The organism is Polynucleobacter sp., from assembly GCF_040400325.1.
Taxonomy (GTDB): domain Bacteria; phylum Pseudomonadota; class Gammaproteobacteria; order Burkholderiales; family Burkholderiaceae; genus Polynucleobacter.
In genome coordinates this window covers 76,723-89,145 of record NZ_JBBAQK010000004.1, presented here as the reverse complement: position 1 = coordinate 89,145, position 12,423 = coordinate 76,723, and the positions used below count along the sequence as shown (strand labels likewise).

Annotated in this window: 12 protein-coding genes; 7 read left to right on the top strand and 5 right to left on the bottom strand. The window is 45.1% G+C overall.

Translation table 11 applies throughout. The annotated features are described in order from the left end of the window. Nucleotides 1-63 precede the first annotated feature (63 nt). Genes ABWP14_RS04890 through panB form a run of 6 tightly spaced genes read left to right on the top strand, consistent with a single transcriptional unit; the run spans nucleotide 64 to nucleotide 5,343 of the window. Entirely contained in the window at nucleotides 64-1,053 is a 990-nt protein-coding gene (locus ABWP14_RS04890; protein WP_353201866.1) for an AI-2E family transporter, read from the top strand. Between the two features lie 12 nt (nucleotides 1,054-1,065). Next, nucleotides 1,066-1,818 (top strand): HdaA/DnaA family protein, encoded by a 753-nt coding sequence (locus ABWP14_RS04885; RefSeq protein ID WP_353201865.1) that lies wholly within the window; start codon nucleotides 1,066-1,068, stop codon nucleotides 1,816-1,818. 22 nt (nucleotides 1,819-1,840) lie between these two features. Next, a complete protein-coding gene (locus ABWP14_RS04880; RefSeq protein ID WP_353201915.1) occupies nucleotides 1,841-2,521 on the top strand; it encodes a histidinol-phosphatase in 681 nt (226 codons plus the stop codon). Further along, nucleotides 2,518-3,927: a polynucleotide adenylyltransferase PcnB gene (gene pcnB / locus ABWP14_RS04875; protein WP_353201864.1), complete on the top strand. Its 1,410-nt coding sequence runs from the start codon at nucleotides 2,518-2,520 to the stop codon at nucleotides 3,925-3,927. Before ABWP14_RS04880 ends, pcnB begins: the two co-directional genes overlap by 4 nt. A 52-nt stretch (nucleotides 3,928-3,979) precedes the next feature. After that, entirely contained in the window at nucleotides 3,980-4,507 is a 528-nt protein-coding gene (gene folK, locus ABWP14_RS04870) for a 2-amino-4-hydroxy-6-hydroxymethyldihydropteridine diphosphokinase (protein WP_353201863.1), read from the top strand. A gap of 17 nt (nucleotides 4,508-4,524) precedes the next feature. Continuing rightward, nucleotides 4,525-5,343: a 3-methyl-2-oxobutanoate hydroxymethyltransferase gene (gene panB, locus ABWP14_RS04865; RefSeq protein WP_353201862.1), complete on the top strand. Its 819-nt coding sequence runs from the start codon at nucleotides 4,525-4,527 to the stop codon at nucleotides 5,341-5,343. On the opposite strand, the gene dnaJ is transcribed toward panB, so the two are convergent. From dnaJ to hrcA, 5 genes are all read right to left on the bottom strand, one after another. Continuing rightward, nucleotides 5,344-6,477 (bottom strand): molecular chaperone DnaJ, encoded by a 1,134-nt coding sequence (dnaJ, locus tag ABWP14_RS04860; protein WP_353201861.1) that lies wholly within the window; start codon nucleotides 6,475-6,477, stop codon nucleotides 5,344-5,346. Between the two features lie 101 nt (nucleotides 6,478-6,578). Then, a complete protein-coding gene (dnaK, locus tag ABWP14_RS04855) occupies nucleotides 6,579-8,519 on the bottom strand; it encodes a molecular chaperone DnaK (RefSeq protein WP_353201860.1) in 1,941 nt (646 codons plus the stop codon). A gap of 187 nt (nucleotides 8,520-8,706) precedes the next feature. Continuing rightward, nucleotides 8,707-9,255 (bottom strand): nucleotide exchange factor GrpE, encoded by a 549-nt coding sequence (gene grpE, locus ABWP14_RS04850; RefSeq protein ID WP_353201859.1) that lies wholly within the window; start codon nucleotides 9,253-9,255, stop codon nucleotides 8,707-8,709. A 65-nt stretch (nucleotides 9,256-9,320) separates the two neighbouring features. Beyond that, complete coding sequence (gene hemH, locus ABWP14_RS04845) at nucleotides 9,321-10,430, bottom strand: ferrochelatase (RefSeq protein WP_353201858.1); 1,110 nt, start codon at nucleotides 10,428-10,430, stop codon at nucleotides 9,321-9,323. 18 nt (nucleotides 10,431-10,448) lie between these two features. After that, nucleotides 10,449-11,459 (bottom strand): heat-inducible transcriptional repressor HrcA, encoded by a 1,011-nt coding sequence (hrcA, locus tag ABWP14_RS04840; RefSeq protein ID WP_353201857.1) that lies wholly within the window; start codon nucleotides 11,457-11,459, stop codon nucleotides 10,449-10,451. Nucleotides 11,460-11,496: 37 nt separating this feature from the next. Here hrcA and ABWP14_RS04835 point away from each other — a divergent pair, with 37 nt between their 5' ends. Further along, nucleotides 11,497-12,402, top strand: a complete 906-nt coding sequence (locus tag ABWP14_RS04835) for an NAD kinase (protein WP_353201856.1) — start codon at nucleotides 11,497-11,499, stop codon at nucleotides 12,400-12,402. Nucleotides 12,403-12,423: the final 21 nt, after the last annotated feature.

Genomic DNA, 12,423 nt, shown 5'->3' with positions numbered 1-12,423 from the left:
AGAATTTTAGTAAAAAATGCTACTGGGTCAGTAGAATCATTGAATTCTAGAGGATTACAAGCAATGGCTGAAATTTTTACCCCTTTTCTGGCTGCATTCATTCTGGCGTATACCTTACGCCCTGTTTGCCTATGGCTTGAGACCCATCGCATCCCGCGTGCGCTAGCTGCCCTCATCTCCATGCTGATTGGCTTAGGACTGATTATTTTCATTTTCAGCCTACTGATCAGTCTGCTCAAATACGAAATCCCGCTACTCAAAACCCAACTCCCAGAATGGATAGCCAATACCCAGTCTTGGCTGAGCCCAAAACTCGAAGAGTTGCACATGAATATTGACTGGAGCGCTCTTAAGGTCAATGTCACGCAAAAAATTACTACGCATATTAATGAGAATGCCGACGCTCTCATCAACACCACCATTAGTACAGTCCTGGTATCGGGAAGCTCAGTCATCGCAGGCTTTGTTAATGCGGTGCTGATTATTTTTGTCATGTTCTATTTACTGATTGACTGGGATCAGTTTTTTTCATTGATTAAAAAAGCTGTTCCTGCGCGCGCGCAAGAAACTGTGCTCCACCTTGCAATGCATACCGATGGTTTGCTATCCCAATACTTGCGCGGCATGTTAATTGTGATTTCGATCATGGCTATTTTTTACAGTGCCGGTCTTAGTTTGGTTGGCATCAAAGGAGCTGCTGCACTGGGCGTATTTACAGCCCTAATGATCATTATTCCGTATGTTGGTATTGCGATTGGTCTTACTCTGGCAACCTTATCTGCGCTTCTTCAATTTGGGCCAGGCCCTGAGATTATTGGCGTACTAGCGGTTTTTGGATTGGGTCAATTCATAGAAGGCTTTTTCTTAACACCTCGCTTGGTAGGTGAGCGGATTGGCTTGCACCCCGTCGGTGTGCTTTTTGCTTTGTTATTTTTTGGAAAGTTGTTTGGATTTTTTGGAGTACTGCTAGCACTCCCAATCAGCGCCGTTAGTATGGTCTTAGTTCAATATGCATGGTCTCTTTACACCAAAAGCTCTTGGTATCAAAAATAGATTTTCGTTGTAATGAATAAAACTCCGCTTCCTAAACAATTTGCTTTAGATATTAGTCACACACCTAAAGCTAGTCTAGAAAACTACCTACCAGGCAAAGACCGAGCTTTGATCTCTACGCTTCAAGACTTGAGTCAGTCATGGCATCAACAATCTAAGGCAGCCCAAAATAATTCTCTAAATCAACGCTGGATTTATTGGTGGGGACCAGAGGGATCTGGACGCACGCATCTACTAGTAGCCATCGCAAATGCTGCTGCCCAGGCTGGGTTTGACTATTTTTCTTTGGGGCCTCATGAACCTACCGCTTGGGTCCGTCTGGAAGAAAAAATGAATCTGCTCACAGAAAGTGATATTCCTTCAGTGATTACGGTAGATGATGTCGATCGCCTGGATGAGCGTTTAGTTGGCTCTCTGTTTCGCATCCTCAATGGAGTGCAAGCCAGCAAAGCAATCCATATTTTTATGGTCGGCAAAGCAGCGCCTGCAGTTCTAGAGATTAGAGAGGACCTGCGTACTCGCCTAGGATGGGGCTTGGTATTCCAAACGGAACTCTTGGATGATGATGCGAAACTGCAAGCATTAGAGCAAGCGGCACAAGCCCGTGGTCTAGTGTTATCGCCAGATGTATTGCCTTGGTTGTTAAGCCGTTTCTACCGCGATATGCCTAATTTAATGGCCTTAATGGATGCTTTAGACGCTTATTCACTAGAAACAAAACGTGCTGTAACCTTGCCGCTGGTGCGTGAGCTTTTGCAGCCATAATTATTTACTCAATATTGAATTTGTGACCCAATTAGCCCTCTTCGATTTAGATCACACTCTTTTACCCTGCGATAGCGATTACGAATGGGGTCAATTTCTTGTTCGCATGGGCGTCGTGGATGGCAATGACTACGCCACAAAAAATGAGCGCTTCTACCAAGACTATAAAGACGGCAAACTGGATATCCATGAATTTTTACGATTTGCCTTAAAGCCCTTATCCCAACATTCACGTGAGCAATTGAAGGAATGGCACGATGCTTTTATGAAGGAAGTGATTCATGGGCAGTTACGCCAGAAAGCGATTGATTTAGTGAAACACCATCAAGATGCTGGAGATTTATGCTGCGTTATCACTGCCACAAACAGCTTTGTGACGCGCCCAATTGTGGAAAGCTTTGGCATTGAACACCTTATTGCTACCGAGCCAGTCACTATCTCAGATCACCCACTAGCGACTTTTACTGGTGAAGTCCTGGGCATTCCCAATTTTCGGGAAGGCAAGATTCTGAATTTGCACAACTGGCTTTCTAGTAAGCAACTTTCATTGGACACCCTGGCGCGTAGTTATTTTTATTCTGATTCAATGAATGATTTACCTTTACTTGAGAAAGTCAGCCACCCTGTTGCTACTAATCCTGATGATCGTTTGCGTAGTGAAGCTCAGAAACGTCACTGGCCTATCCTTGAGTTATTTGCATGATCACTAAATTTATTAAGCGGATCTTGCGTCGTGACCCGATGGTCAAGCATACACAAGCAAACAATACAGGGGCACCCAAACGTATCCCCAAAAAAACACATCGTATTGACCCTCACTTACTCTCCAAGAATGCGGTAAAAGTGACTGATACCTTGCAACAAGCTGGTTATGAAGCATTTATTGTTGGAGGTGCGGTACGTGATTTAGTGTTAGGTATTGGTCCAAAAGATTTCGATGTGGCAACCAATGCCACCCCAGATCAAGTGCAAAAATTATTTCGTAAAGCACGTCTGATTGGTCGTCGCTTTCAGATAGTTCACGTTATTTTTTTTGGTAAGGGCCACCCTGAGATTATTGAAGTTTCTACCTTTAGAGCCATACTGGATAACGCTGGTGACCATCTTGCAGAAAGTGGCCGCATTTTGCGCGATAACGTTTGGGGATCCCAAGGAGAGGATGCAACACGGCGTGATTTTAGTATCAACGCGATGTATTACGACCCCTCTTCTGAAACAGTGCTCGACTATCACGGTGGCATGGTCGATATCCAAAAGAAAACTTTGCGCATGATTGGTGATCCAGTAAAACGCTATCGAGAAGATCCTATACGGATGCTCAGAGCAATTCGTTTTGCCGCTAAAACTGGTTTTAGCTTAGAGGCAGCTACACGCTCCCCCATTACCAAGCTCAGTACGCTACTACAAGATGTTCCCTCTGCACGACTCTTTGATGAAATTCTGAAGCTCTTAATGTCTGGCTATTCTTGGGCAGCCATTCAAGGTTTACGTGATGCAGGCTTACATCACGGCCTGTTACCCCTGCTTGATCACATCCTTGATAGTAGTGAAGATTCCAAAGAGGCTAATCAATTCGTTAAGCTAGCACTAGCCAACACTGATCAACGAATCCAATCCGGCAAGAGTGTTTCTGCAGGATTTCTGTTCGCCACATTGCTTTGGCCCGATCTTCTCAGAAATTGGAATGCCAACTTAGCAAACGGTATGGCCAATATTCCAGCCTTACAAGATGCGATGGACGATACGATTGCCACCCAAAGTAGCGCGATTACCATTCATCGTCGCTTTGAGAGTGACATGTGTGAAATCTGGTCTATGCAACCCCGTTTCGAAAAGCGGGTAGGTCGTTATCCATACCGCTTAATAGAATCCCCCCGTTTCAGGGCGGGTTATGACTTCCTCCTACTGCGTTGTGCCACAGGGGAAAGAGATACTGTTCTAGGGCAATGGTGGACAGACTTTATCGCCGCAGACCCAAATGGACAAGAGGCTTTGATGGCCAGCGCCAAAAATGAGGTGGGTAACAGTGCATCACCCCTCAAGAAACGCCGTCGAAGGAAGCCTAAATCTGCCACTACAGCCAGCCCTAGCGAAAATACTCCAAGCTAAGCAAGTTTTTAGAAATTTCTGTAAAGTAGTTTTATCTTAGGTTTGGAAAAATATGGCACGTGCATATATTGGATTTGGCGGGAACATCGGCGATACGCGTCAACTGATCACTGACGCAATCATCTGTCTTGCTCAACGCTGCGAATTACAAATCCTAAACAAGAGTTGTTTCTATCAAAGCGCTCCTGTAGAGGCCCTTGGTGGTGACTACATCAATTCAGTCATTCAAATTGAAACGCAACTCACGCCTTATGGGCTCTTACATATTTGCCAAGCAGTCGAACAAGAATTTGGTCGGGAGCGTCCCTATGCTAATGCCCCGAGAACACTTGACCTCGATATCTTGCACTTTGAGGGCGTCACACAAAATGAAACTGAGCTCATACTGCCGCACCCCAGGATCACAGAACGCTCTTTTGTATTGTTACCCCTTCTTGAAATTTCTCCTAATTTCTTTCTACCTCACTTTGGCGAATTAAAGACCTATTTACCCAAAGTAGCAGACCAACGTATTGAAAAACTCCCCTGCCGCAACTGTAATTGCGGGGAAAAGACTGTTTATAGCCAATCGACGCATTAATTCATTAAACTCTCGCCATGGGTTATTTACAGGGCGAAAAGCCAATCTCGATTACTAAACTCCTAGCGATGCACGCTGAGGGTGAAAAAATTTGTATGCTCACAGCATATGACTCTACGATGTCTGCGCTGCTGAATCGTTGCGACATGGAAGTCATCCTGATCGGGGATTCATTGGGCAATGTGATTCAAGGCCACACCAGCACAACTCCTGTAACGATTGGTCAGATGGCCTATCACACCGAATGTGTTGCCCGCGCTAACTCACATGCCTTCTTGATTGCTGATTTACCCTTTGCTAGCTACGGTGATCCAGTGCAAGCTTTGGAGTCTGCCTCAGAACTCATGCGTGCTGGTGCTGATATGGTGAAACTGGAAGGTGGTGGTCCATGGCAAGTAGAAATCATTCAGTACTTAGTAGAACGTAGCGTTCCCGTTTGCGCTCACCTTGGATTACTTCCTCAATCAGTCCATCTTTTAGGTGGCTATAAAGTACAAGGAAAGTCAAAGGACTCAGCAAGCATCATGCTCGAGCAAGCACTTGCTTGCCAACATGCTGGGGCGCAAATGGTTGTTCTAGAGGCAATTCCTTCAACGCTAGGAAAAAGAATTACAGCAGAACTTCATATCCCTACTATTGGTATTGGTGCTGGCCCAGATTGTTCTGGCCAAGTATTAGTTCTACAAGATATGTTGGGTATTAGTCCCGGAAAACCACCGAAGTTCGTCAAAAACTTCATGGAAGGTCGTCACTCGGTGGAGGCTGCTATTAAAGCCTATATAAGAGAAGTGAAGTCCGGAAAATTCCCCGGACCCGAATATGGCTTTGCAGGTTAATTAACTAAAAAAACTCTTTACACCCTCGAACCAGCCTTTTTGTTGTGGGCTGTGTTTATCCCCACCAGACTTAAGACTTTCATCAAACTTTTGTAGTAATTTTCTCTGTTCATCCGTTAATTTGATCGGCGTCTCGACCACAATGTGGACAAAAAGATCGCCTACCAATGATGAACGTAAACCTTTAATACCTTTATTGCGTAAACGGAATGTTTTGCCAGTTTGCGTTCCTTCTGGAACTGGAAACTCAACGCGCCCCGATAAAGTAGGGACTTCGATTTCCCCACCAATCGTAGCGTTGGCAAATGAAATCGGCATTTGGACATGCAAGTCACTGCCATCGCGTTCAAATACTGGATGGGGTTTAACTCGCACCTCCACATAGAGATCGCCTGACGGACCACCATTAATGCCTGGTTCACCATTTCCAACTGAGCGCACACGCATACCATCATCAATTCCTGCCGGAATTTTGATCTCAAGGGTTTTTTGTTCTTTATGTTTACCACTGCCGTGGCAAGTTTTACATGGCTTAGGAATGTACTCGCCCGTGCCGCGACACTTAGGGCAAGTTTGCTGCATTGAGAAGAAACCTTGCTGAACACGAACTTGACCATGACCGTCACAGGTAGAACATTTTTCAGCTTTGCTACCAGGTTCTGCGCCAGTCCCATGACAAGGTTTGCAACTACTCCAGGTAGGCACTCGAATCTGAGTAGTGTATCCCTCTGCCGCTTGCTCAAGAGTGATTTCCATGTTGTAACGGAGATCTGCACCCTTATAAACCTGGGGGCCTGCATGACGTCCACCACCTTGGCCAAAGATATCGCCAAAGATATCCCCGAAAGCATCTGCAAAGCCGCCGCCTGCAAAGCCACCACCACCAAAGCCACCCATTGAGGGGTCTACACCAGCGTGCCCATACTGATCATAAGCAGCACGTTTATTTGGATCAGTCAGTGTTTCGTATGCTTCTTTTCCCTCTTTAAATTGAGCTTCAGCCGTTTTGCTGTCAGGGTTGCGATCTGGGTGATGCTTCATCGCTAATTTGCGATAAGCTGTTTTAAGCTCTGCGTCGCTAGCCCCTTTTGATACGCCAAGTACTTCGTAATAATCGCGTTTACTTTTAGGCACAGCCTATTCCTCTCTACAACCTGAATGACACAAGTCGGCACGCGGCCGACTTGTTGTTTAAGTATTTCAAAACTACATCAAATAAATGTTCAATGCCTCTATTACTTCTTGTCATTCACCTCTTTAAAGTCGGCATCAACGACATCAGCATCAGGGGCTGGACCAGAGGTGCCACCTGGAGCTGCACCGGGAGCAGCAGCGCCGCCACCAGCCTTAGCCTGCTCAGCAGCCATCACTTTCTCGCCAAGCTTCTGACTTGCTTTACCCAATGCTTCGGTCTTAGCCTCAATGATTGCCTTGTCGCTACCTTTGATTGCTTCATCTAACTCCTTCAAGGCAGTTTCAATTGCTTCCTTCTCAGAAGCTTCCAAGCTTGCACCATGCTCTTCTAAGGCTTTCTTAGTTGAGTGCGCTAAAGCATCGGCAGTGTTGCGAGTTGTTACCAACTCTAAAGCCTTCTTATCTTCAGCAGCATTGGCTTCTGCATCTTTGACCATGCGCAAGATTTCTTCTTCGGTTAAACCAGAGTTTGCCTTGATGGTGATTTTATTTTCTTTACCAGTAGTTTTATCTTTTGCGGTGACATGCAAAATACCATTGGCATCAATATCAAAAGTCACCTCAATTTGTGGCATACCACGTTGTGCTGCGGCGATACCCTCTAGGTTAAATTCCCCTAGCAACTTATTTGCAACGGCTATCTCACGCTCACCTTGGTAGCACTTGATGGTGACCGCAGGCTGATTGTCTTCCGCAGTGGAGTAAACCTGTGAATGCTTGGTTGGAATCGTAGTGTTCTTGGGAATCATCTTAGTCATCACACCACCAAGAGTCTCGATACCTAATGACAATGGGGTAACGTCTAAGAGCAATACGTCTTTACGATCGCCCGACAACACAGAACCTTGAATGGCGGCGCCAACAGCAACCGCTTCATCAGGATTGACGTCTTTACGTGGCTCTTTGCCAAAAATTTCTTTTACCTTGTCCTGAACAGCAGGCATACGGGTTTGACCGCCAACCAAAATGACATCATCAATCTCGGATACGTTCACACCAGCATCTTTAATAGCTGTTAAGCAAGGGCCAGCAGTGCGGTTAATTAACTCCTCCACCAAAGACTCCAATTTGGCACGGGTCAATTTCAAATTTAAATGCTTTGGACCACTAGCGTCAGCAGTCACGTAAGGTAAGTTAATTTCGGTTTGCTGAGCAGATGACAGCTCGATCTTGGCTTTCTCAGCAGCATCTTTCAAGCGCTGTAATGCCAATACGTCCTTACTTAAATCAACACCCTGTTCTTTCTTGAACTCAGCAATGATCCAATCAATAATGCGTTGATCAAAATCTTCACCACCCAAGAAGGTGTCACCGTTAGTAGAGAGTACTTCGAATTGCTTCTCGCCATCTACGTTGGCAATCTCAATAATCGAAACGTCGAATGTACCGCCACCCAAGTCATATACCGCAATCTTGCGATCAACTTTGTCTTGTTTATCCAAACCAAATGCCAATGCAGCAGCGGTTGGCTCATTAATGATGCGCTTAACATCTAGGCCAGCAATGCGGCCGGCATCTTTAGTAGCCTGACGTTGGCTATCGTTAAAGTAAGCAGGCACCGTAATCACAGCCTCAGTGACCTCTTCACCAAGGTAATCTTCTGCTGTCTTTTTCATTTTGCGCAGGATTTCAGCAGACACTTGTTGTGGCGCCATTTTCTTGTCACGCGCTTCAACCCAAGCATCTCCGTTATCTGCTTGAATAATGGCATAAGGCATTAAACCGATATCTTTTTGTACTTCAGCATCAGTAAATTTACGGCCCATTAAACGTTTCACAGCGTAGATAGTATTTCTAGGGTTTGTAACTGATTGACGTTTAGCTGGCGCACCAACCAACACTTCGCCATCCTCAAGATAGGCAATGATGGATGGGGTTGTACGAGCGCCTTCTGCGTTCTCAACAACTTTAGGTGCATTGTTTTCTACTACTGAAACACACGAGTTAGTGGTTCCTAAGTCGATTCCGATAATCTTTCCCATAATGGCTCCAAAAAATTAAGTTAATACCTTGTTTTATATAAGTTCTCCATACGGCTATGAATAAATCCTTATCCACTAAATGGGGTTTAAAAAGCGGAATTCAAGAGCTGAAATAGCAAAAAGGCAGAAATCCGCCTTTTTATGCTGTTTTTGGGGATTTTTTGGGTATTTACCCCTTAAAAAGGTCCTATTTGGGGGCGCTAACAGTCACTAAGGTAGGTCGCAATACGCGATCAGCAATGGTGTAGCCGCGCTGGAGAACAGAAACTACGGTATTGGGATCTTGCTCAGAGGGCACCGACGCAATCGCTTGATGGTGGTGAGGGTCGAACTTATCACCCACTGTAGGGTTAATTTCGGTCATACGACCTTTTTCAAAGGCAGATAGAAGTTGCTTAAGCGTGATTTCTAAACCTTCCTTGAATGCTTTTGCATCTCCAGCATCGGTACTTAAAGCAGCATAAAGACTATCGGTAACGGGGACCAAATGCTCTGCAAAACTTTCTATTGCAAACTTGTGCGCTTTAGCAATGTCTTCAACAGCACGGCGACGAATATTTTCTCCCTCAGCTTTGGCGCGCAAGAAATGATCTTGCAAATCAGCAAGCTTTTGATTGAGCTCTGCAATTTCTTCCTCAGGTGTCAAAGGAACACTAGCTTGTGCTGATGCTTCAGACGCAGCATCTTCAGCAGTATTTTCTTGTTCAGGATGAGGGTTTTGATTTTCTTGTGTCATGGACGCTATTTCGCTTTTAATGAAGAGTGACTATTGTTTCCGATATGGGGTTAAAAGACTCCATTTCAAGTCTCAGTCCCTTCGGCTAATTCTGCTCTCTCATTTCGGATAGCAAGTTCAGCCTCAGACTCAGTGCCTAAAGACCACCCCAATAAATGCTGGTGAGCAATATCACTTAATGCCTCAATCCATTTTGGGTTGCTATTGAGGCATGGGATATAACGATAATCTTTTCCGCCATGCTCTAGAAAGCTCTCTCTTGCTTCCATTGCAATCTCCTCAAGAGTCTCCAGGCAATCAGCTGGAAATCCTGGGCAAAAAATATCGATACGCTGACATCCTTCTTTTGCCAGCTTTTCAATTGTGGGGGCGGTATAAGGTTTAAGCCATTCTGCTTTTCCAAAGCGCGACTGAAAGGTTACGATATATTCGCCCTTCTCCAATCCCAATGCTTCACCAAGCAAACGTCCTGTTTTTAGACACTCGCAATGATAAGGGTCGCCATTCAATAAATTTCTCTTAGGCAGTCCATGAAAAGACATGACGAATCGATCTCCGGCAGAAAAGTTAGGGCGCCCATCCTGGTCCCAAGCATTGCTTACTTGATCACGTAAAGCATCAATGTATGCAGGATTATCGTGATAGTGTTTGACTAAGCGTAATTCCGGTTGATCGCGCCAAGTACTTAATACACGGAATACTTCATCAAAGCTAGAAGCTGTGGTTGTAGCTGAATACTGTGGGTATAAAGGCAGTAGCAATAAACGCTCCATGCCTTGTGCCTTCAAGCTCTTAAGAACTTCTTCGATAGAAGGCTCCCCATAGCGCATCGCTAAATCGACCAAGACGGTATGTCCTTGATTGGCAAATATTTCACCTAACTCTTTAGATTGCAGGCGTGAGTAGTGCATTAAAGGCGAGCCTAATTTTGGCAACCAAATTGAAGCATATTTTTTAGCTGACGCTCCACTACGAATAGGCAAAATAATGCCATTCAAAATGAACCACCAAATAAAGTAGGGAATTTCTACTACCCGAGGGTCAGATAAAAATTCTTTGAGATAAGCTCTCACCGCCTTGGAAGTAGGCGCAGATGGCGTGCCCAAATTGAGCAACAACACTGCAGTCTTTGAGGCTCTTAAATGAGGGTTTTGATTCACAGTAGATGTCTTCATCAATATTTTTTAAAATGCTTAAGAGCTAAGAGCACCTGATAATAATTTAGAAGTAATGTCCACAATTGGAATAACTCGGTCATAAGCCATTCGAGTTGGCCCAATCACTCCTAAGGTACCAACAATTTGACCGTCCAAACTGTAGGGCGCACTAATGACAGCTAAATCCTCATAAGGCAGAAGGTCACTCTCTCCACCAATAAAGATCTGAATACCATCAGCATGGCTAGATACATCCAACAATTGCATTAAAACCGACTTTTGTTCCAACATATCAAACATTTTGCGCAGCTTATCAAGATTGGAGCTTAAGTCCCCAACATTGAGTAGACGGCGCTCACCAGAAAGGACGACATCGCCACGACCCAAATCGTAATCAGCTACTCCAGCTTGTAAAGCTAAAGTCATCAAACCAGAAATGTCGGTACGTAAATTATCTAAATCAGCTTTGAGATGAGAGCGTACTTGATCAAAACTTTTTCCTGCAAACTGAGCATTAATGTAATTACCTGCTTCGATTAATTGGCTAGGTGTGTAATCTTGAGTTGTCGGCAAGATGCGGTTTTGTACATCCCCTTCGAGGGTAACCATAATGAGCAAGATCTTGCCTTCGCCCAAACGCAAAAATTCAATATGCTTAAAGACTTGAGCGCGCTTAGGCGTCATGACAACGCCAGCGAAATGAGTCAGATTGGACAGCATTTGAGCTGCGGAATTTAAAACCCTTTGCGGTGAGTCGGGCAAAAGTCCCTTTTCTACTTCTCGAGCAGCCATTTCTTCAAGAGGGCGAATAGTGACCATGGTGTCCACAAACAGACGATAGCCTCTCGGAGTTGGAACTCGGCCAGCAGAGGTATGCGGGCTAGTCACTAGACCCATGTCCTCTAAATCAGCCATGACATTACGAATTGTGGCGGCTGATAGGTCTAAGCCCGAGAATCTCGAAAGTGTCCGGGAGCCAATCGGCTGACCCTCCTCGATATAACGCTCGATGAGGGTTTTTAGTAAAGCGCGGGAACGTTCATCCATGATGGAAGAGATTTTATGCCTATGGTTTAATCCTTATATGTTAAGCCCTTCCCCAAATTCCACCAATAAGGCCTTTAAGCGGGTTGCGCTTGTTGGCAAATTCCAGGCTGATGGGATAGAGGAACGCCTCCAAGACCTAGCTAAACTGGTCACAGGCTTGGGCTGTGAAGTCTTTTTAGAGGCTGCCACCGCCCAACATCTGGGTTTTACTGAATTTCCCATCAAAACAGCTGAGGATTTTGCCGGGGCAATTGATCTAGTGGTAGTTCTGGGTGGCGACGGAACCATGCTTGGAATTGGTCGCCAATTGGCAGGAAAGAATGTTCCTTTGGTGGGCATCAATATGGGTCGCCTAGGCTATATGACTGATATTCCCATCCAATCGGTCCAAACCATTCTTCCTCAAATTATTGCCGGGGAGTACGAAGCAGATACTCGTACTCTTTTAGATGCAGTCGTTTTGCGTAAAGATAAAGAAATTACCCGCGCGCTTGCACTCAATGATGTAGTGGTAAACCGTTCAGGAATTTCTGGAATGGTGGAGTTGGCGGTTCGTGTCAATGGTTCATTTATGTACAACCAGCGTTCAGATGGTTTGATTGTCTCTACACCTACAGGCTCAACTGCTTATGCTCTTTCCGCTGGAGGTCCCATTTTGCATCCACGAGTTGCAGGAATCTTACTGGTTCCGATTGCACCCCATTCACTTTCGAATCGCCCAATCGTCTTACCGGAAGATAGCGTGACGGTTATTGAAGTGATTGATGGTCGTGAAGTCATTGTGAACTTTGATATGCAATCCCAAACTGATTTACAAAGCGGGGACAAGATTGAAGTGCGTCAGTCCAATAAAACAATTACTTTCCTACATCCTTGCAGCCATAGTGACTACAAAACTTTGCGCGAGAAGCTGCATTGGAATGAGTACCCATCGACATTCTGATGTCGCTTTCTTTGCTACGCT